The 19005-nt window shown below is 59.3% G+C and carries 19 protein-coding genes, 4 tRNA genes and 1 pseudogene; 19 read left to right on the top strand and 5 right to left on the bottom strand.

What is annotated here, in order from left to right; genetic code table 11:
• The first annotated feature begins 12 nt into the window (after window positions 1-12).
• The 5 genes from ribF (at window position 13) to ispH (ending at window position 5824) form a co-directional block, all read left to right on the top strand.
• Complete coding sequence (gene ribF, locus B0D71_RS21020) at window positions 13-951, top strand: bifunctional riboflavin kinase/FAD synthetase (RefSeq protein WP_103396458.1); 939 nt, start codon at window positions 13-15, stop codon at window positions 949-951.
• Window positions 952-964: 13 nt separating this feature from the next.
• Window positions 965-3796, top strand: a complete 2832-nt coding sequence (ileS, locus tag B0D71_RS21015; protein WP_103396457.1) for an isoleucine--tRNA ligase — start codon at window positions 965-967, stop codon at window positions 3794-3796.
• Window positions 3789-4301 carry a signal peptidase II gene (lspA, locus tag B0D71_RS21010; RefSeq protein ID WP_103396456.1) on the top strand — a complete coding sequence of 171 codons (513 nt, stop codon included), beginning with the start codon at window positions 3789-3791 and terminating at the stop codon, window positions 4299-4301. The genes ileS and lspA overlap by 8 nt, the downstream gene beginning before the upstream one ends.
• Before the next feature lie 7 nt (window positions 4302-4308).
• The gene (gene fkpB / locus B0D71_RS21005) at window positions 4309-4746 is read left to right on the top strand and encodes an FKBP-type peptidyl-prolyl cis-trans isomerase (protein WP_205886019.1); all 438 of its coding nucleotides are present in this window, start codon (window positions 4309-4311) and stop codon (window positions 4744-4746) included.
• A gap of 130 nt (window positions 4747-4876) precedes the next feature.
• Complete coding sequence (gene ispH, locus B0D71_RS21000; RefSeq protein WP_103396454.1) at window positions 4877-5824, top strand: 4-hydroxy-3-methylbut-2-enyl diphosphate reductase; 948 nt, start codon at window positions 4877-4879, stop codon at window positions 5822-5824.
• Here ispH and B0D71_RS20995 read toward each other — a convergent pair.
• Complete coding sequence (locus B0D71_RS20995; RefSeq protein ID WP_103396453.1) at window positions 5793-6332, bottom strand: GspH/FimT family pseudopilin; 540 nt, start codon at window positions 6330-6332, stop codon at window positions 5793-5795. The genes ispH and B0D71_RS20995 overlap by 32 nt on opposite strands.
• A 124-nt stretch (window positions 6333-6456) precedes the next feature.
• Here B0D71_RS20995 and B0D71_RS20990 point away from each other — a divergent pair, with 124 nt between their 5' ends.
• Genes B0D71_RS20990 through thiO form a run of 7 tightly spaced genes read left to right on the top strand, consistent with a single transcriptional unit; the run spans window position 6457 to window position 10543 of the window.
• Window positions 6457-6930 (top strand): GspH/FimT family pseudopilin, encoded by a 474-nt coding sequence (locus B0D71_RS20990; RefSeq protein WP_103396452.1) that lies wholly within the window; start codon window positions 6457-6459, stop codon window positions 6928-6930.
• The gene (pilV, locus tag B0D71_RS20985; RefSeq protein ID WP_103396451.1) at window positions 6927-7376 is read left to right on the top strand and encodes a type IV pilus modification protein PilV; all 450 of its coding nucleotides are present in this window, start codon (window positions 6927-6929) and stop codon (window positions 7374-7376) included. Before B0D71_RS20990 ends, pilV begins: the two co-directional genes overlap by 4 nt.
• Complete coding sequence (locus B0D71_RS20980; RefSeq protein WP_103396450.1) at window positions 7373-8080, top strand: PilW family protein; 708 nt, start codon at window positions 7373-7375, stop codon at window positions 8078-8080. Before pilV ends, B0D71_RS20980 begins: the two co-directional genes overlap by 4 nt.
• A gap of 10 nt (window positions 8081-8090) precedes the next feature.
• Window positions 8091-8570 carry a pilus assembly PilX family protein gene (locus B0D71_RS20975; RefSeq protein ID WP_103396449.1) on the top strand — a complete coding sequence of 160 codons (480 nt, stop codon included), beginning with the start codon at window positions 8091-8093 and terminating at the stop codon, window positions 8568-8570.
• A gap of 58 nt (window positions 8571-8628) precedes the next feature.
• Entirely contained in the window at window positions 8629-8970 is a 342-nt protein-coding gene (locus tag B0D71_RS20970) for a hypothetical protein (RefSeq protein ID WP_240635723.1), read from the top strand.
• Window positions 8971-8984: 14 nt separating this feature from the next.
• Complete coding sequence (locus B0D71_RS20965; RefSeq protein WP_103396447.1) at window positions 8985-9386, top strand: type IV pilin protein; 402 nt, start codon at window positions 8985-8987, stop codon at window positions 9384-9386.
• A 56-nt stretch (window positions 9387-9442) separates the two neighbouring features.
• Window positions 9443-10543 carry a glycine oxidase ThiO gene (gene thiO / locus B0D71_RS20960; RefSeq protein WP_103396446.1) on the top strand — a complete coding sequence of 367 codons (1101 nt, stop codon included), beginning with the start codon at window positions 9443-9445 and terminating at the stop codon, window positions 10541-10543.
• A gap of 55 nt (window positions 10544-10598) precedes the next feature.
• Here thiO and B0D71_RS20955 read toward each other — a convergent pair whose 3' ends face one another.
• From B0D71_RS20955 to B0D71_RS20940, 4 genes and pseudogenes are all read right to left on the bottom strand, one after another.
• Window positions 10599-11936 carry a sigma-54-dependent transcriptional regulator gene (locus tag B0D71_RS20955; protein WP_103396445.1) on the bottom strand — a complete coding sequence of 446 codons (1338 nt, stop codon included), beginning with the start codon at window positions 11934-11936 and terminating at the stop codon, window positions 10599-10601.
• Window positions 11933-12232: pseudogene (locus B0D71_RS31905) on the bottom strand (hypothetical protein); the annotation flags it as partial. The pseudogene B0D71_RS31905 and the gene B0D71_RS20955, both read right to left, overlap by 4 nt.
• Window positions 12233-12278: 46 nt before the next feature.
• Window positions 12279-12512 (bottom strand): PP0621 family protein, encoded by a 234-nt coding sequence (locus B0D71_RS20945; protein ID WP_103396443.1) that lies wholly within the window; start codon window positions 12510-12512, stop codon window positions 12279-12281.
• A 200-nt stretch (window positions 12513-12712) separates the two neighbouring features.
• Window positions 12713-13735 carry an outer membrane protein assembly factor BamD gene (locus tag B0D71_RS20940; RefSeq protein WP_103396442.1) on the bottom strand — a complete coding sequence of 341 codons (1023 nt, stop codon included), beginning with the start codon at window positions 13733-13735 and terminating at the stop codon, window positions 12713-12715.
• Window positions 13736-13886: 151 nt separating this feature from the next.
• On the opposite strand from B0D71_RS20940, the gene rluD reads away from it, so the two are divergent.
• The 7 genes from rluD to B0D71_RS20905 all read left to right on the top strand — a co-directional run bounded on the left by rluD (window position 13887) and on the right by B0D71_RS20905 (window position 18980).
• Entirely contained in the window at window positions 13887-14849 is a 963-nt protein-coding gene (gene rluD, locus B0D71_RS20935) for a 23S rRNA pseudouridine(1911/1915/1917) synthase RluD (RefSeq protein WP_103396441.1), read from the top strand.
• Window positions 14846-15571, top strand: a complete 726-nt coding sequence (pgeF, locus tag B0D71_RS20930) for a peptidoglycan editing factor PgeF (protein ID WP_103396440.1) — start codon at window positions 14846-14848, stop codon at window positions 15569-15571. Before rluD ends, pgeF begins: the two co-directional genes overlap by 4 nt.
• Window positions 15572-15701: 130 nt before the next feature.
• Entirely contained in the window at window positions 15702-18266 is a 2565-nt protein-coding gene (clpB, locus tag B0D71_RS20925) for an ATP-dependent chaperone ClpB (protein WP_103396439.1), read from the top strand.
• A 300-nt stretch (window positions 18267-18566) separates the two neighbouring features.
• Window positions 18567-18642, top strand: a tRNA-Asn gene (locus B0D71_RS20920).
• A 9-nt stretch (window positions 18643-18651) separates the two neighbouring features.
• Window positions 18652-18728: transfer RNA gene (locus tag B0D71_RS20915), tRNA-Pro, on the top strand.
• A 5-nt stretch (window positions 18729-18733) separates the two neighbouring features.
• A tRNA-Lys gene (locus B0D71_RS20910) sits at window positions 18734-18809 on the top strand.
• Window positions 18810-18903: 94 nt separating this feature from the next.
• Window positions 18904-18980: transfer RNA gene (locus B0D71_RS20905), tRNA-Pro, on the top strand.
• The last annotated feature ends 25 nt before the right edge of the window (window positions 18981-19005 follow it).

Raw genomic sequence — 19005 nt, 5'->3', positions numbered from 1 at the left:
AAGAAGCGCGTTATGCAGCTGGTTCGAGGCCTCCACAATCTGCGCCCCCAGCATCGGGGCTGTGTCGCCACTATTGGCAACTTTGACGGTGTACACCGTGGCCACCAGGCAATCCTGGCGCGTTTGCGTGAGCGTGCGCTCGAGTTGGGCGTGCCCAGCTGCGTGGTGATTTTCGAGCCGCAACCACGCGAGTTCTTCGCTCCGGAGACCGCGCCGGCCCGTCTGGCGCGTTTGCGGGACAAGCTCCAGCTTCTGGCGGCAGAAGGCGTCGACCGTGTTTTGTGCCTGGCTTTCAACCAGCGCTTGAGCAAGCTCAGCGCCAGTGAATTCGTCGATACCATTCTGGTGGATGGCCTTGGCGTCCAGCATCTGGAGGTCGGGGATGACTTTCGTTTCGGCTGCGACCGCGCGGGAGATTTCGATTTCCTGCAACAGGCCGGCATCCTTCAAGGGTTTACCGTCGAAGCGGCGCAAACCGTCGAGCTCGATGGCATCCGGGTCAGCAGCACGCAGGTCCGTAATGCCCTGGCCGCCGCTGATTTCGCCCTGGCCGAACGCCTGCTCGGGCGGCCGTACCGGATCGCCGGTCGTGTATTGCATGGCCAGAAGCTCGCTCGGCAGTTGGGTACGCCCACCGCCAACATACAACTCAAGCGTCGTCGCGTGCCGTTCACCGGGGTTTACCTGGTGGATGTAGAGATCGACGGCAAGACCTGGCCCGGCGTCGCCAACATCGGCGTGCGGCCCACGGTTCAAGGTGATGGCAAAGCCCACCTGGAAGTGCATCTTTTAGATTTTGCCGGCGATCTGTATGACCGGCGTTTAACGGTGGTTTTCCACCACAAGCTGCGAGAAGAGCAGCGCTTCGCCTCTCTGGAGGCGTTGAAAACGGCGATCAACGCGGATGTCGCCGCCGCCCGTGCACTAGCCGCACCTAGCGCCCATCGCTAATGAAGAGCCTTAAATGACCGACTATAAAGCCACGCTAAACCTTCCGGACACCGCCTTCCCAATGAAGGCCGGCCTGCCTCAGCGCGAACCGCAGATTCTGCAGCGCTGGGACAGCATTGGCCTGTACGGAAAGTTGCGCGAGATTGGCAAGGATCGTCCGAAGTTCGTCCTGCACGACGGCCCTCCGTACGCCAACGGCACGATCCACATCGGTCATGCGCTGAACAAGATTCTCAAGGACATGATCATCCGCTCGAAGACCTTGTCGGGCTTCGACGCGCCTTATGTCCCGGGCTGGGACTGCCACGGGCTGCCGATCGAGCACAAGGTTGAAGTGACCCACGGCAAGAACCTGGGCGCGGACAAGACCCGCGAACTGTGTCGGGCTTATGCCACAGAGCAGATCGAAGGGCAGAAGTCCGAGTTCATCCGTCTGGGTGTGCTGGGCGACTTTGCCAACCCGTACAAGACCATGGATTTCAAGAACGAGGCCGGTGAAATCCGCGCGCTCGCCGAAATCGTCAAGGGCGGCTTCGTGTTCAAGGGGCTCAAGCCTGTGAACTGGTGCTTCGACTGCGGTTCGGCCCTGGCCGAAGCAGAAGTCGAGTACGAGAACAAGAAGTCCTCGACCATCGACGTGGCGTTCCCGATTGCCGACGAAGCCAAGCTGGCTGCCGCCTTCGGTCTGCCAACCCTGGGCAAACCGGCTTCGATCGTGATCTGGACCACCACCCCGTGGACCATCCCGGCCAACCAGGCGCTGAACGTCCACCCGGAATTCAACTACGCCCTGGTCGACGTCGGCGACAAACTGCTGGTGCTGGCTGAAGAGCTGGTCGAGTCGTGCCTGGCGCGCTACTCGCAGGAAGGTTCGGTAATCGCTACCGCTACCGGTTCGGCGCTGGAACTGATCAACTTCCGTCACCCGTTCTACGACCGTCTGTCGCCGGTTTACCTGGCCGACTATGTTGAGCTTGGGGCCGGCACCGGTGTGGTTCACTCCGCTCCGGCCTACGGCGTGGACGACTTCGTGACCTGCAAGAAGTACGGCATGGTCAACGATGACATCCTCAATCCGGTACAAAGCAACGGCGTTTACGTGCCGTCGCTGGAGTTTTTCGGCGGCCAGTTCATCTGGAAGGCCAACCCGGCCATCGTCGACAAACTGACCGAAGTCGGTGCGCTGCTGCACACCACCGTCATCGAACACAGTTACATGCACTGCTGGCGCCACAAGACCCCGCTGATCTATCGCGCCACCGCGCAGTGGTTTATCGGCATGGACAAGCAGCCGACCACCGGCGACACCCTGCGTGTGCGCTCGCTCAAAGCCATCGAGGAGACCCAGTTCGTACCGGCCTGGGGTCAGGCGCGCCTGCACTCGATGATCGCCAACCGTCCGGACTGGTGCATTTCCCGTCAGCGCAACTGGGGCGTGCCGATCCCGTTCTTCCTGAACAAGGAAAGCGGTGAGCTGCACCCACGTACCGTCGAGCTGATGGAAGAAGTTGCCAAACGCGTCGAAGTCGAAGGCATCGAGGCCTGGTTCAAGCTCGACGCCGCCGAGCTGCTGGGCGATGAAGCGCCGCAGTACGACAAGATCAGCGACACCCTGGACGTCTGGTTCGACTCCGGCACCACACACTGGCACGTCCTGCGTGGTTCGCACCCGATGGGCCACGAAACCGGTCCACGCGCCGACCTGTATCTGGAAGGCTCGGACCAACACCGTGGCTGGTTCCACTCGTCGCTGCTGACCGGTTGCGCCATCGACAACCACGCACCGTATCGCGAACTGCTGACTCACGGCTTCACGGTCGACGAGTCCGGCCGCAAGATGTCCAAGTCTTTGGGCAACGTGATTGCGCCACAGAAAGTCAACGACACCCTGGGCGCCGACATCATGCGTCTGTGGGTTGCCTCTACTGATTACTCGGGTGAAATGGCGGTTTCCGAGCAGATCCTGCAACGCAGTGCGGACGCTTACCGGCGTATCCGTAACACCGCGCGCTTCCTGCTTTCGAACCTGACCGGCTTCAACCCGGCCACCGATCTGCTGCCGGCCGAAGAAATGCTGGCACTGGACCGTTGGGCCGTGGACCGTACCCTCCTGCTGCAACGCGAGCTGCAAGAGCACTACGGCGAATACCGCTTCTGGAACGTGTACTCGAAGATCCACAACTTCTGCGTGCAGGAACTGGGCGGCTTCTATCTCGACATCATCAAGGATCGCCAGTACACCACTGGCGCCGACAGCAAGGCCCGCCGTTCGTGCCAGACTGCGCTGTTCCATATCTCCGAAGCGCTGGTGCGCTGGATCGCGCCGATCCTGGCGTTCACCGCCGACGAACTGTGGCAGTACCTGCCGGGCGAGCGTAACGAATCCGTGATGCTCAACACCTGGTACGAAGGCCTGAGCGAGTTGCCGGAAGGCTTCGAGCTGGGTCGTGCCTACTGGGACCGCATCATGGAAGTGAAGGTTGCGGTCAACAAAGAGATGGAAATCCAGCGTGCAGCCAAGGCTGTCGGTGGCAACCTGCAAGCCGAAGTGACGCTGTTCGCCGAAGACGCGTTGACCGCCGACCTGGCCAAGCTGAGCAACGAACTGCGCTTCGTACTCATCACGTCGACCGCCAGTGTTGCGCCATTGGTGCAGGCACCGGCCGATGCCGTAGTCACCGAAGTCAGCGGCCTGAAGCTGAAGATCGTCAAGTCGGCCCACGCCAAGTGCGCTCGCTGCTGGCACTGCCGTGAAGACGTCGGTGTGAACCCGGAGCATCCGGAAATCTGCGGCCGTTGCGTCGACAACATCAGCGGCGCTGGCGAGGTCCGTCACTATGCCTAATGCCGTTGGCCGTTCCGGACGGCTGAGCTGGCTCTGGTTGAGTTTGCTGGTCCTGGTCATCGACCAGGCCAGCAAGTTCTACTTCGAAGGCAAGCTCCAGATGTACCAGCAGATCGTGATCATCCCCGATTACTTCAGCTGGACCCTGGCCTATAACACTGGCGCGGCGTTCAGCTTCCTAGCTGACAGCTCTGGCTGGCAGCGCTGGCTGTTCGCGTTGATCGCAGTCGTGGTCAGTGCGGTGCTGGTGGTATGGCTCAAGCGTCTGGGGCGCAACGAGACCTGGCTGGCAGTTGCGCTGGCCTTGGTGCTCGGTGGCGCGCTGGGCAATCTGTATGACCGCATTGCCCTGGGCCATGTGATCGATTTCATCCTGGTGCACTGGCAGAACCGCTGGTACTTCCCGGCGTTCAACTTTGCCGACAGTGCAATCACTGTCGGCGCGGTCATGCTTGCACTGGATATGTTCAAAAGTAAAAAGACCGGAGAAACCGTTCATGACTGAACAGGTATTGGCTGAGCAACGCATCGGCCAGAACACGGAAGTCACCTTGCATTTCGCATTGCGCCTGGAGAACGGCGACACGGTGGATAGCACCTTCGACAAAGCCCCGGCGACCTTCAAGGTCGGTGATGGCAACCTGCTTCCAGGTTTCGAGGCCGCGCTGTTCGGTTTCAAGGCCGGTGACAAGCGTACGCTGAGCATCGAGCCGGAAAACGCTTTCGGCCAGCCAAACCCGCAAAACGTGCAGGTTATCCCGCGCTCGCAGTTCCAGGACATGGAGCTGTCGCCAGGTTTGCTGGTGATCTTCAACGATGCGGCCAATACTGAATTGCCGGGCGTGGTGAAAGAGTTCGATGACGCGCAAGTGACCATCGATTTTAACCATCCGCTGGCAGGCAAAACGCTGACCTTTGATGTGGAAATCATCTCCGTCAAAGCGCTTTAACTGCTTTTTTGTAGGAGCGAGCTTGCTCGCGATGATCGTCAACGAATACGCGTTTCTTTTGGATTAACGCGGTGTCCTTTAGTTTTTCGCGAGCAAGCTCGCTCCTACAGGGCAAGACACGAGGCACAGCATGCAAATCAAACTCGCCAATCCCCGTGGCTTCTGCGCCGGTGTGGACCGGGCGATCGAAATCGTCAACCGCGCCCTGGAAGTCTTCGGGCCGCCGATCTACGTGCGCCACGAAGTGGTTCACAACAAGTTCGTGGTCGAGGACCTACGCTCCCGGGGTGCGATCTTCGTCGAAGAGCTGGATCAGGTGCCGGACGACGTCATTGTGATCTTCAGTGCACACGGCGTTTCCCAGGCCGTGCGCAGCGAAGCGGCTGGTCGTGGGCTCAAAGTGTTCGACGCCACGTGCCCGCTGGTGACCAAAGTCCACATCGAAGTGGCGCGCTACAGCCGCGACGGCCGTGAATGCATTCTCATCGGCCACGCCGGTCACCCGGAAGTCGAAGGCACCATGGGCCAGTACGATGCCAGCAATGGCGGGGCGATTTACCTGGTCGAAGATGAGAAAGATGTCGCGGCATTGCAGGTGAACAACCCTGAAAAGCTCGCCTTCGTGACCCAGACCACCTTGTCGATGGACGATACCAGTCGTGTTATCGACGCGCTGCGTTTGCGCTTCCCTGCCATCGGTGGTCCGCGCAAGGACGACATTTGCTACGCCACGCAAAACCGTCAGGATGCGGTCAAGCAACTGGCCGACGAATGCGACGTGGTGCTGGTGGTCGGCAGCCCGAACAGCTCCAACTCCAATCGCTTGCGCGAATTGGCAGAGCGCATGTCCACTCCGGCTTACCTGATCGACGGTGCCGAAGACCTGCAAAAGAGCTGGTTCGACGGCGTCGAGCGTATCGGCATCACCGCGGGTGCATCCGCCCCGGAAGTCCTGGTGCGCGGTGTGATCCAGCAGTTGCAGGCCTGGGGGGCTACCGGTGCCGATGAACTGGCCGGCCGCGAGGAGAACATCACGTTCTCGATGCCTAAAGAACTGCGCGTTCGCTCGTTGCTCTGAGCTTTTTCCTTTCTTCGCATAATGCCTGCTCAGCCTTGTCGCTGCGCAGGCTAACGCGACCGGTCCGTGCCAACACCACTTGATGTTGGCTTACCGGTTCGCGAACGGCGCAAATGTGTAACGTCCCTCCAAACAGTGCTTCGCCCTGACCTTTGAATCGTATTGAGCTTTCGACCTGACCGTTCCCCGCAATCGATATGCGTGCGCCGCTCTGGCGTTCGGCCAGCAGTGGATTGTCGCTGTCCATCTCCCCTTTGCCGCTGATATCCAGGATCATCCGCCAGCCTTGGCTCCAGTCGCCATTGATGCCGTGAATCACCACGGCCTGGTTGCGGACGATGGCTTCGCTCCGGGCGGTGCGAATACCACTGAAAAGAGCCTGCGCCGCTTGCTGTCTTTGGTTCGACTCGATCAGCGTTGCGAACGCCGGAGTGACCAGAAGCAGAACAATTCCTGTAATTGCCAGTCCCATTAGCAGTTCGATCAGGCTCAAGCCGTGTTGTCGCATGATATTTCCCTCCGTGGCGTGCTGTGGCTCGCGCAATCCGTGCGCGAGAAATGGCAACGCACAGCATCGTTCGAACGTTGTGCTGCGCAACAGCAGGTATAGCCGAAGGAAACAGAAGGGCCCGATGGAGCATCGTACAAAAGGTTTCACGCTGATCGAGTTGCTGGTCGCGCTCGCGATTCTTCTGATCCTGCTGACTATGGCCGTCCCGGCGTTTACCCGCTCGACGCAGACAACCAGGGCTGATACCGAAATCGCGGACCTGAAACGAGCGTTGAATGTTGCCCGGCTCGAAGCCATCGATCGGGGCAGTACCACACGGGTGCGGCCGACAGCCGGCGGGGATGTCTGGAGTGGGGAGCTGGCGATTTACGACGGTACTGGCGCTTTGGCCAATGTATTGCGGGTTGTTCCGGCGATGAGCAACGGCGCAACCCTGGCGCTAACCTCAGGCGTCGCGGCCATCGATTTCAACAGTCTGGGCGGATTGTCATCGCCGTCCTCGGAGGTGGTGATCAGCTATGGGCGGGGGGTACAAAGCAGGACGCTGACAGTGTGTTTGAACGGACGAATTCTATTGGGAGGACGTTGCGGATGAGGGCAGGGATGCAAGGCTCGCAGGAGGGCATGACGCTGGTCGAAGTCCTGGTGGCGTTAGTCATTCTGGGAGTGGCGTTGCTGGGCGCAGCGGCGTTTCAGCTCAATGCGCTGAAGTACACGGACAGCGCACGCATGACCAGTCAGGCCAGTTTTATCGCCTACGACATGCTGGACCGTATTCGCGCCAACGCAGCTGCGGACTACACCATTGCGCCTCCGGCTTCGGGCAATCCAGACGCTGCCCGGGATCAGGACCTCTTTGACTTCAATGCCAACATTGTCAGCTCGCTCGGTGCATCCGCGACCGGCAGTGTCACTGTCAATCAGCAGGTGTACACCATCACGATTACCTGGGACGACTCACGGGCTGCCAATGCTGCCGACTCGCGGCGCAGCTTTGTCCTGAGCAGCCGGACGGCCATTGATCCGGTGGTGATCCCATGAGTCGGCGTAGCAGAGGCTTTAGCCTGGTCGAGTTGCTGATTGCCCTGGCATTGAGCCTGATCGTGGTGCTCGGCGTAGTGCAGGTTTTCATCGCGGCCAAGAACACCTATCTCAGCCAGAATGCGGCCGCGAACATGCAGGAGGATGCACGTTTCGTGTTGAGCAAAATGATTAAGGAAATCCGCATGGTCGGGATGTTCGGTTGTCTGGAAACGATCACTGATTCAAGTCAGAAAGGTGATTTCCATGCCAGTCGTACAACGCCGATCCGTTGGGACAATGGCAGTCGCAGTTTGACGCTGGTGATGGCGGATGTCGGCGCCAATGGCGACAAACCGGACTGGACCGTGCTTTCCGATTGTCGAGACAATTCGACGGCCTACAGCGAAGGCCGGACGCCAGCGGCAGGGCAGCAGGCATTTCCAATCCGGCGTCTGACTTACAGCTTCAGCAACAACCAGTTGCTCATGAAGGGCGGGGCCGCAGCATCCCAGGTATTGGTGGATAACGTCGGCGCTTTCGACGTGAGCTTCGGCTTGGCCAGCACGGCGACTGATCTGGCTGCATCCCGCTACAGCAGCAACCCGCCGGACCCCGCGCTGATTCGTAGCGTTCGCCTGAGGCTGACCCTCACCGATCCGCGCCACCGAGTGAGTGATCAAACCTTCAACGTGGTTGCCGCTCTGCGCAACCGCTTGCCATGAGGGAATACCATTGAATCGTTCTCCCATGACGTATCACACCCAGTGCGGCATGGCGCTGCTGGTCAGTCTGGTGTTCTTGCTCTTGCTGACGCTGATTGGTCTCTCCTCGATGCAGAGTGCGACCCTGCAGGAAAAAATGGCCGGTAGCGTCGCCTTGCACAACCAGTCGTTCCAGAGCGCCGAGGCAGCATTGCGGGTGGGTGAGAGTGGAGTGCAACTGGACAGTTATGCGCTACCTGTTTGCAGCGGCATCGTTCAATGTGCACCACCGTCCGAGTCCTCGACCATTACCGCAGCCGGTTTCAACGCCACTTCCGGAGTGACCTGGATTGCATCGGGCAAGGGTTTTTATGGCGTGCAAAACATCGGTGTCAGCAAGAAGGCGGTGAATGTGCCAATCAATACCCAGGCGACCTTGTATCGGGTAACGGCAGTCGGCATCGCGGGGCATTCGCGCAGTGTGGTGGAGAGTATCTATGCGAAGTACTGAGCGACCAGTCAGGTTATGGTCACACCTGCTCGGCGTCGTTGTCGCGCTTGACCTGTCGATGTCGGCGCATGCAGCCGCGCCAGCGGATTCGCCAGCGCTGAACCGGCCAACCTGTCTGTCGAATGGTAACTGGTACGGTTTCTATCATGGCAATCAGGGCTTGCAAGCCGTCTGCCTGAAGCTGCCCGAGGCGATCAGCGTTAAGATGCTCGACAGCAACGCCGATGGTGTGGTCGACAACAGCGACACGCTCTCCGATGGCGTGATCTTTATCGGAGAACATTCGACCCAGGACGCCAGCGACTATGGCGGGGCCGTGAACGATTCCACTGGCGACGGTACTCCGGGGGTGGAAAAATCCGGCGGCAACCGTCGCATCATGTGGCGACAAATACAGTGAGTGAGAGTTGATGCATGCGTAGTTCCAACCGCGGTTTTACCCTGATCGAAATCATGATCGTGATTGCGATCATCGGGATTGTCATGACCATTGCCGCCCCGAGTTTCACCGAGTACCTGAACAAGGGCCGTCGCGCAGAAGTGACCGGTCTGCTCTCGGAGCAGGCGCAACTCCTGGAGCGTTTCTACTCGCAGAAAAATGTCTACACCGATGCGACGGGCCTCAGTGCCGGTAATGATTACTACAACATCACACCGACCCTGACCGACCAGACCTTTCTGCTGACGGCGGTACGCAAGGCTGATTCAAGCATGGCCACTGACAAGTGTGGTGATCTGACCATCACCAACACGGGTGTCCTGGGCATGGTCAACGCAAAATCCGGCCTGACCAGCAAAGACTGCTGGGGGCGCTGAGATTCTTTTTCGGGTGCCTTTTGCACCCTCTGTCTATTTAACGATTGGATCAGAACATGACCAGGCAACAGCAAGTGGTGATTGTCGGCGGTGGGGTGATTGGCTTGCTGACGGCCTTCAATCTCGCCTCCGAAGTGCAAAGTGTTGTGCTGCTGGATCGCTCCAATGTCGGCCAGGAGTCGTCCTGGGCCGGCGGCGGTATCGTTTCGCCGCTTTACCCGTGGCGCTACAGCCCGGCGGTCACAGCGTTGGCTCACTGGTCCCAGGACTTTTATCCACAACTGGGTGAGCGCTTGTTTGCCGCCACCGGCGTTGATCCTGAAGTGCACACCACCGGTCTGTACTGGCTGGATCTGGATGACGAGGCTGAAGCGTTGGCATGGGCTGTCCGGGAAAACCGTCCGTTGAGTGCGGTGGATATCTCGGCAGCACACGACGCCGTGCCGGTACTGGGCAGCGGTTTTTCCCGGGCGATCTACATGGCCGATGTCGCCAACGTGCGCAATCCGCGTCTGGTGAAGTCACTCAAGGCAGCGTTGCTGGCACTGCCGAATGTGACGATCCATGAGCAGTGCGAAGTCAGCGGGTTTGTTCGTGACGGCAATAAAGTGGTCGGCGTGCAGGCGGCCACTGGTGCTGTTCTCGGCGATCAAGTCGTCCTGACGGCCGGGGCCTGGAGCGGCGATTTGCTCAAGTGTCTTGATCTGAGGTTGCCGGTCGAGCCGGTGAAAGGGCAGATGATTCTCTACAAGTGTGCGGCGGACTTTCTGCCGAGCATGATTCTGGCCAAGGGCCGTTATGCGATCCCCCGGCGCGACGGGCACATACTGATCGGCAGTACGCTGGAGCATGAAGGCTTTGACAAGACGCCGACCGGGGCCGCGCTGGAAAGTCTGAAGGCGTCCGCGGTGGAGTTGATCCCGGCGCTGGCCAATGCCGAAGTGGTCGGGCATTGGGCTGGCTTGCGCCCGGGATCACCCGAGGGCATTCCATTTATCGGCCCGGTGCCGGGGTTTGACGGGCTTTGGCTCAACTGCGGGCATTACCGTAACGGGCTGGTGTTGGCGCCGGCGTCATGTCAGTTGTTTGCCGATGTGATGCTGGGCCGGGCGCCCATTATCGATCCAGCGCCTTATGCGCCTGTCGGGAGGCTCTGACTTCAGGGGCGTCTGTCAGGGCCTCTTCGCGATGCAAGCCCGCTCCCACAGGGGGTCAATCCAGTCCCAACTTCTTGAGCCGGTAACGCATCGACCTGAATGACAGATTCAACCGCTGAGCCGCCGCCGTGCGGTTCCAGCGGGTTTCCTCCAGGGCATGGAGCAGTAGTTGGCGTTCGACGTTCTCCAGGTAGGTTTCCAGGTTGTCGATCCGGGTCAGGTCCGGCAGGCCGCTTTCAGCCCCGCAGTTGCCTTCAGCCAGGCGCAGGTCGCCGGCTTCGATCTGATTGTTCTCACACAGGGTGTGCGCTCGTTCGAGCATGTTTTCCAGTTCCCGCACATTGCCCGGGAAGCGATAGCTTTTCAGCGCATCGAGAGCTTGGGGGTCGAGTCTCGCCGCTGGTTGACCGTTTTCGGCGGCCAGGCGCTTGAGTATGTGGCTGGCTAGCATTTCGATGTCATCACGACGCTCGCGCAAGGGCGGCACCCGGAGTTCGATTACGTTCAAGCGGTAGTAGAGATCATGGCGAAATCGGCCGGCGGCGACTTCGGCGCCAAGGTCCTTGTGGGTGGCGCAGAGAATGCGCACATCCACTGGTACTTCCTGCTGTCCGCCGACACTGCGTACGGCTTTCTCCTGAATCGCACGCAGCAGTTTGACTTGCATGGTCAGCGGCAGGTCAGCCACTTCGTCGAGGAGCAGGGTGCCGCCGTGAGCGGTCTGGAACAGGCCAGGTGTGTCTTCGATGGCGCCGCTGAAACTGCCTTTGCGATGGCCGAAAAACTCGCTCTCCAACAGTTCCGAAGGGATCGCCGCGCAGTTGATCGGTATGAACGGCTGATTGGCGCGAGGGCTTTGATCATGAATCAGGCGCGCGACCAACTCCTTGCCACTACCGGACTCTCCACTGATGTATACCGTTGCATGGCTGCTGGCCAGTTTGGTGATGTGTTTGCGCAGGTCGCGCATGGGCAATGAGTCGCCCAGCAAGCGACGATCGATGCCGGCCCCACGGACCGGAAGCACCAGGGCGCTGGTGACCAGTTCACGCAGGCGCGTAAGGTCCACCGGTTTGGTCAGGAAGTCGAACGCCCCGGCCTTGAGCACGTTGATTGCGGTTTCGAGACTGGCGTAGGCGGTGATCATCGCCACCTGGACCTGGGGGTGGCGTTGCTGGATGTGCTGCACCAACTCCAGGCCGGTTCCATCCGGCAACTGCATGTCGGTCAGGCATAAATCGAAGGTTTCGCGTTTTAGCAGGGATTGCGCTTCGCCGACGTTGCGGGCGTTGAACGTCTCCAGCTTCATCCTTCCCAGGGTGATTTCCAGGAGTTCGCGAATGTCCGGTTCGTCATCGACGATCAAGACTTTTTGTCGGGGTCTCGTGTTCAACGTAGGTTCCGTCCGTGAGCAAAGGTCATGCAAAAGCAGCCGCTTTCCTGGCGTGCCTTGAAGTCTAGGCGGGACAGAGTGCTTTCGCCCGGCTGGCCGGACCGATAAAGTCCCCAGCCCCTGATATAGGGGGCGGGGGCTTCACTATCGAATATTTCCAGTGATTTCAGGTCGAGCCGTAGCGACATTTGCTCGCGACGTTGCAGGTGCAGGACGTTTTCGATTACCCGGTTCATTCGCAGAGTTTGGTCTTGAATAATCTGCGTCAGACGTCGATCGACGCCTTTCAGTTCCTTGGGTATTCGCGATAAACCTCAATCAGCTGTCATTTCGGCTGAAGTGTCAGCGGCCGCTGGAGCCCTTGTCTTGCTCAAGATGAGCCTGGCTGCAATACCAGCGTTGGTCGAGGCTCAACGCGCGGTCACGGGGCAGGTGAACACCGCAATGGGCGCAACGGACCATGGGCGCCGCTTCCCGCTCGGAAGGGGATCTGGGGGTGGAAGCCTGACCCTTGAACTTGCGCCAGAACCATACGGCAGCGGCAATCAGGGCAATCCAGAACAATAAACGAAGCATGGTGAGCTGCTTTTTGATTGATGAAGCGGCAGTTTAGCCAAGGACATGGCCAGCGCACAGCCTAATAGCTTATGTAGGAGCGAGCTTGCTCGCGATGGTCTCAAGGACGACGCGTTTATTCAGACAAAGCGCGTTAACGTTGACGTCCATCGCGAGCAAGCTCGCTCCTACAAGTCTCCCTTTTTGCACAACCGCAGCTGTCAGTCGAACACGCCGAAGGTCATATAGCTGAACCACGAGCGGTCGCTGTTGTTGCCTTCCGCTTCGTGATTTTCTTCTTCGATCACGTCGCCATTGCCGTCTTTAGGCTTGAGCTCGGCCGGGATTGCGTCCTTGGCATCCTGGAACTGCTTCTGTACGTCCTGGTTGGCGCGGGTTTCGCCCGGTGGCAGTGGCGGACGGGACTCGATCAGGCCCAGGGTCGCCTTGCTCAGCCACGAACGGTTGTCGGCTTCGGCCACGGTCGGTACGAACTGACCGTCCACCAGCGTCGGGTGGTTCGGGTAGTTGAGCTTCAGGGTTTCCAGGCTGGTGGCTGCCAGTTCATCCAGGTGCAGGCGCTGGTAGGCCTCGGTCATCACCGCCAGGCCGTCGCCGACCGAAGGGGTTTCCTGGAAGTTTTCCACCACGTAACGACCACGGTTCGCGGCGGCGACATAGGCCTGACGGGTCAGGTAGTAGTCGGCCACGTGAATTTCGTAGGCCGCCAGCAGGTTGCGCAGGTAAATCATGCGCTGCTTGGCGTCTGGCGCGTAGCGGCTGTTCGGGAAGCGGCTGGTCAGTTGGGCGAACTCGTTATAGGAGTCGCGGGCGGCGCCCGGGTCGCGCTTGGTCATGTCCAGCGGCAGGAATCGCGCCAGCAGGCCGACGTCCTGGTCGAAAGAAGTCAGGCCCTTGAGGTAGTAGGCGTAATCGACGTTCGGATGCTGTGGGTGCAGGCGAATGAAGCGCTCAGCAGCGGACTTGGCCGCTTCTGGCTCGGTGTTCTTGTAGTTGGCGTAGATGAGCTCGAGTTGTGCCTGATCGGCATAACGACCGAACGGATAACGCGATTCCAGAGCCTTCAGCTTGGCAATGGCGCTGGTGTAGCTACTGTTGTCCAGGTCATTTTGAGCCTGTTGGTACAGCTCGACTTCACTGAGGTTTTCGTCTACGACTTCCTTCGATGAGCAAGCAGCGGTCAATGCGAGGATGGCGATCAGCAGCAGGTGTTTCACTTGCATGGCGGCTTGCGTCCCTATGACGGCCGCTGTCTTGGGCGTGGCCGTCCTGTTATGATGAGCGCCCCGTTGAATAGCCTCGGGGCAAAAGACGCCGTATTTAACCACAAGCGCGCAGCCGAAACCAAAGGCTGTGCCGACGCCTAGTCTGAGCATGTCCGATAAAATTGAACTTCGCGCAGAGGTGCCGTCCGAATTGGGCGGCCAACGCCTCGATCAAGTCGCCGCACAATTATTCGCTGAGCACTCGCGCTCGCGCCTTTCCGCCTGGATCAAAGACGGCCGCCTGACTGTGGATGGGGCGGTTATCCGCCCGCGAGACATCGTCCATGGCGGCGCCATCCTTGAGTTGACTGCCGAGCAGGAAGCTCAGGGTGAATGGGTCGCTCAAGACATTGCCCTGGACATCGTCTACGAAGACGACGACATCCTGGTGATCAACAAGCCTGCGGGCCTGGTGGTGCACCCGGCTGCCGGTCATGCCGATGGCACCTTGCTCAACGCCTTGCTGCACCACGTGCCGGACATTATCAATGTGCCCCGCGCCGGTATCGTGCATCGCCTGGACAAGGACACCACCGGTCTGATGGTGGTGGCCAAGACCATTCAAGCGCAGACGCAGCTGGTTACACAGTTGCAGAGCCGCAGCGTCAGCCGGATCTACGAGTGCATCGTGATCGGTGTGGTGACAGCCGGTGGCAAGATCAATGCGCCGATCGGTCGTCACGGCCAGCAGCGCCAGCGCATGGCCGTGATGGAAGGTGGCAAGCAAGCCGTTAGCCATTACCGCGTGCTTGAGCGCTTCCGCTCCCACACTCACGTGCGGGTGAAGCTGGAAACGGGTCGTACGCACCAGATTCGCGTGCACATGGCGCACATCAACTACCCGTTGGTCGGAGACCCTGCCTACGGCGGTCGTTTCCGTATCCCGCCGGCAGCCAACCCGACCATGGTCGAGTCGTTGAAAAGCTTCCCGCGTCAGGCGCTGCATGCGCGTTTCCTGGAACTGGATCATCCGACCACTGGTAAGCGCATGAGCTGGGAATCGCCTTTGCCGGAAGATTTCGTCTGGTTGCTGACCCTGCTCAAGCAAGACCGCGAGGCGTTCATCGGATGAGTGACTGGCTGATTCCTGACTGGCCCGCGCCGGCCGGGGTCAAAGCCTGTGTAACCACCCGTGCGGGCGGCGTCAGTATGGCGCCGTTCGACAGCCTCAACCTCGGCGATCACGTCGACGACAGCCCTGAAGCTGTTGCCGAGAATCGCCGTCGCCTTACCGAACATTTCTCGATTCAACCGGCCTGGTTGCAGCAGGTCCACGGCATTGTCGTGGCTCATGCCGATCCGAGCCGGGTGGACACTGCCGATGCCAGTTGGACTTCGACACCCGGCATTGCTTGCGCGGCGATGACGGCCGATTGCCTGCCAGCGCTGTTTTGCGACCGTGCCGGCACTCGTGTTGCGGCAGCTCATGCCGGTTGGCGCGGGTTGGCGGCGGGTGTGCTGGAAGCTACGCTCGACAGTCTGGCGGTACCGCCTGCCGAGGTATTGGTGTGGCTCGGTCCGGCCATTGGCCCACAAGCCTTTGAAGTCGGCCCGGAAGTGCGCGAAACCTTCGTGCAACAGTTGCCGCAAGCGGCTGAAGCCTTTGTACCGAGTCAAAACGCCGGGAAGTTCATGGCCGACATCTATATGTTGGCCCGCTTGCGTCTGGCGGCTCGCGGAGTAACGGCTGTTTATGGGGGCGGTTTCTGCACCGTGACCGACCCACGCTTCTTTTCTTATCGCCGTGCCTCTCGCACCGGTCGATTCGCCTCCCTGATCTGGCTCTCCCGCTAAGCTTCCCTGATCTGCATCAACGTCACGACGCTTGAAACTCCCAGAATCGACCACATCTATTGTGGTATCTGGCAGGTTTCTTCATTCAGGATGTTTTATAGGTCCGGCCTGCTCAAAAGGAAGGTGACCCATGCGTATAGACCGTTTAACCAGCAAATTGCAGTTAGCGTTGTCCGATGCCCAATCCCTGGCTGTCGGCCACGATCATCCGGCCATTGAACCGGCGCACTTGATGCAAGCCTTGCTCGAACAGCAGGGCGGCTCGATCAAACCCCTGCTGATGCAGGTGGGCTTCGACGTCAACAGCCTGCGTAAAGAGCTGACCAAAGAGCTCGACCAGCTACCGAAAATCCAGAACCCGACCGGCGACGTGAACATGTCGCAGGATCTGGCGCGCCTGCTCAATCAGGCCGACCGACTGGCCCAGCAAAAGGGCGACCAGTTCATCTCCAGTGAACTGGTGCTGCTCGCCGCCATGGACGAGAACAGCAAGCTCGGCAAACTGTTGCTCGGCCAGGGCGTGAGCAAGAAAGCCCTGGAAAATGCGATCAACAACCTGCGTGGTGGTGAGGCCGTCAATGACCCTAACCACGAAGAAGCGCGCCAGGCGCTGGATAAGTACACCGTCGACCTGACCAAGCGCGCCGAGGAGGGCAAGCTTGATCCGGTGATCGGTCGTGACGACGAAATTCGCCGCACAATCCAGGTGCTGCAACGCCGAACCAAGAACAACCCGGTATTGATCGGTGAGCCTGGTGTGGGTAAAACCGCCATCGCCGAAGGCCTGGCCCAGCGCATCATCAACGGTGAAGTGCCGGATGGCCTCAAGGGTAAACGCCTGCTGTCCCTGGACATGGGGGCGCTGATTGCCGGTGCCAAGTATCGCGGTGAGTTCGAAGAGCGCCTGAAATCCCTGCTCAATGAACTGTCGAAGCAGGAAGGGCAGATCATCCTGTTCATCGACGAACTGCACACCATGGTCGGCGCCGGTAAGGGCGAAGGTTCGATGGATGCGGGTAACATGCTCAAGCCGGCCCTGGCTCGCGGTGAGCTGCATTGTGTCGGTGCGACTACGCTCAACGAGTACCGCCAATATATAGAGAAGGATGCCGCCCTCGAGCGACGTTTCCAGAAAGTGCTGGTGGACGAGCCGAGCGAAGAGGACACCATCGCCATCCTGCGTGGCCTCAAAGAGCGCTATGAGGTTCACCACAAGGTGGCGATCACCGACGGCGCGATCATTGCCGCGGCCAAGCTCAGTCATCGTTACATCACTGACCGGCAGTTGCCCGACAAGGCCATCGACCTGATCGACGAGGCCGCCAGCCGCATCCGCATGGAGATCGACTCCAAGCCGGAAGTGCTGGACCGTCTGGAGCGTCGCCTGATTCAGCTGAAGGTGGAATCCCAGGCGCTGAAGAAAGAAAGCGACGACGCGGCGAAGAAGCGTCTGGAAAAATTGCAGGAAGAAATCGCACGTCTAGAGCGTGAGTACTCGGATCTCGAAGAAATCTGGAACTCGGAAAAAGCCGAAGTCCAGGGTTCGGCGCAGATCCAGCAGAAAATCGAGCAGTCTCGTCAGGAACTGGAAGCGGCCCGCCGCAAAGGCGACCTGAACCGCATGGCCGAGTTGCAGTACGGGGTGATCCCGGACCTGGAGCGCAGCCTGCAAATGGTCGACCAGCATGGCAAAGCCGAAAACCAGTTGCTGCGTAGCAAGGTGACTGAAGAAGAGATCGCCGAAGTCGTGTCGAAGTGGACCGGTATTCCGGTGTCGAAAATGCTCGAAGGCGAGCGCGACAAGCTAATGAAGATGGAAAGCCTGTTGCACCAGCGTGTGATTGGCCAGGATGAAGCTGTCGTGGCGGTTTCCAACGCGGTGCGGCGTTCCCGCGCCGGGTTGTCCGACCCGAACCGGCCGAGCGGCTCGTTCATGTTCCTCGGCCCTACCGGTGTCGGTAAAACCGAGCTATGCAAGGCTTTGGCCGAATTCCTCTTTGATACTGAAGAGGCGATGGTGCGGATCGACATGTCCGAGTTCATGGAGAAACACTCCGTGGCTCGCTTGATCGGTGCGCCACCAGGCTACGTGGGGTATGAAGAGGGCGGTTACCTGACCGAAGCCGTACGTCGCAAGCCGTATTCGGTGATCCTCATGGACGAAGTCGAGAAGGCGCACCCGGATGTGTTCAACATCTTGCTGCAAGTGCTTGAGGATGGTCGTCTTACCGACAGCCATGGCCGCACGGTGGATTTCAAGAATACCGTGATTGTCATGACTTCCAACCTGGGGTCAGTGCAGATCCAGGAGCTGGTCGGTGACCGTGAGGCGCAGCGTGCAGCGGTGATGGATGCGATCTCCACGCACTTCCGGCCAGAGTTCATTAACCGGGTCGACGAAGTGGTGATCTTCGAGCCACTGGCGCGAGACCAGATCGCCGGCATTACCGAGATCCAGTTGGGTCGTCTACGCAGCCGCCTGACCGAGCGCGAGCTGAAGCTTGATCTCAGCCCTGAGGCCATGGACAAGCTGATCGCGGTCGGTTACGACCCGGTGTACGGCGCACGGCCGCTCAAGCGAGCGATCCAGCGCTGGATCGAAAACCCGCTGGCGCAGTTGATCCTGTCCGGTCGATTCATGCCGGGCGATACCGCTCACGGTGTGGTGGAAAACGACGAAATCGTCTTCGTCTGATCCATTACGGCGGCAAAATCGAAAAGGCCTCGCATAACGAGGCCTTTTTTTCGTTAGGCTGTTGAACTCAAAGGAAAAGGCTTGTAAAGTGCGCCCCGCAGTCAGTCACCCGCCAGGGTTTCCGCTCCCCAAGCAGGAATCCAAAATAAGTTGCAAATCATTAACTTGAAAGCAATTTAGGGGGTTGACAGAGGTGCTGAAGATTGTAGAATAGCGCGCCTCAGACACACGAACGCAGCGATGCGAACGGGTCGAAGAGAACGCAGTAAAGCTTCAAAGTTGTAAATTGAAATGTGTAGTTCCGTGATAGCTCAGTCGGTAGAGCAAATGACTGTTAATCATTGGGTCCCAGGTTCGAGTCCTGGTCACGGAGCCAATTTCAAACCGGGGTATAGCGCAGTCCGGTAGCGCGCCTGCTTTGGGAGCAGGATGTCAGGAGTTCGAATCCCCTTACCCCGACCATTTTTGGGTCGTTAGCTCAGTTGGTAGAGCAGTTGGCTTTTAACCAATTGGTCGTAGGTTCGAATCCCACACGACCCACCATTTTTGAAACCAGTTAGCGCTGGAATCGAATCTTAAGATCAGAGGCCAAAAGCGCTGATCGAAGAAGGCGCCTTCAAGGGTGCCTTTTTTTTACCGGGGTATAGCGCAGTCCGGTAGCGCGCCTGCTTTGGGAGCAGGATGTCAGGAGTTCGAATCCCCTTACCCCGACCATATTAAAAATCCTCGTATCGAAAGA

It is taken from the genome of Pseudomonas laurylsulfativorans (genome assembly GCF_002906155.1).
Classification (GTDB): domain Bacteria; phylum Pseudomonadota; class Gammaproteobacteria; order Pseudomonadales; family Pseudomonadaceae; genus Aquipseudomonas; species Aquipseudomonas laurylsulfativorans.
Note: the sequence above shows the minus strand (reverse complement) of the source record. Positions and strands in the feature narration are given on the sequence as shown.

Bases quoted from the DNA above. Each gene is read 5' to 3' on its own strand.
- B0D71_RS20965 (WP_103396447.1), top strand. From the start codon at position 8,985: ATGCGTAGTTCCAACCGCGGTTTTACCCTGATCGAAATCATGATCGTG.
- rluD (WP_103396441.1), top strand. From the start codon at position 13,887: ATGTCCGATAAAATTGAACTTCGCGCAGAGGTGCCGTCCGAATTGGGC.
- B0D71_RS20995 (WP_103396453.1), bottom strand. From the start codon at position 6,332: ATGCGACAACACGGCTTGAGCCTGATCGAACTGCTAATGGGACTGGCA.
- ileS (WP_103396457.1), top strand. From the start codon at position 965: ATGACCGACTATAAAGCCACGCTAAACCTTCCGGACACCGCCTTCCCA.
- B0D71_RS20990 (WP_103396452.1), top strand. From the start codon at position 6,457: ATGGAGCATCGTACAAAAGGTTTCACGCTGATCGAGTTGCTGGTCGCG.
- B0D71_RS20980 (WP_103396450.1), top strand. From the start codon at position 7,373: ATGAGTCGGCGTAGCAGAGGCTTTAGCCTGGTCGAGTTGCTGATTGCC.
- pgeF (WP_103396440.1), top strand. From the start codon at position 14,846: ATGAGTGACTGGCTGATTCCTGACTGGCCCGCGCCGGCCGGGGTCAAA.
- pilV (WP_103396451.1), top strand. From the start codon at position 6,927: ATGAGGGCAGGGATGCAAGGCTCGCAGGAGGGCATGACGCTGGTCGAA.
- B0D71_RS20940 (WP_103396442.1), bottom strand. From the start codon at position 13,735: ATGCAAGTGAAACACCTGCTGCTGATCGCCATCCTCGCATTGACCGCT.
- ribF (WP_103396458.1), top strand. From the start codon at position 13: ATGCAGCTGGTTCGAGGCCTCCACAATCTGCGCCCCCAGCATCGGGGC.
- clpB (WP_103396439.1), top strand. From the start codon at position 15,702: ATGCGTATAGACCGTTTAACCAGCAAATTGCAGTTAGCGTTGTCCGAT.
- ispH (WP_103396454.1), top strand. From the start codon at position 4,877: ATGCAAATCAAACTCGCCAATCCCCGTGGCTTCTGCGCCGGTGTGGAC.
- lspA (WP_103396456.1), top strand. From the start codon at position 3,789: ATGCCTAATGCCGTTGGCCGTTCCGGACGGCTGAGCTGGCTCTGGTTG.
- thiO (WP_103396446.1), top strand. From the start codon at position 9,443: ATGACCAGGCAACAGCAAGTGGTGATTGTCGGCGGTGGGGTGATTGGC.
- B0D71_RS20945 (WP_103396443.1), bottom strand. From the start codon at position 12,512: ATGCTTCGTTTATTGTTCTGGATTGCCCTGATTGCCGCTGCCGTATGG.
- B0D71_RS20970 (WP_240635723.1), top strand. From the start codon at position 8,629: ATGTCGGCGCATGCAGCCGCGCCAGCGGATTCGCCAGCGCTGAACCGG.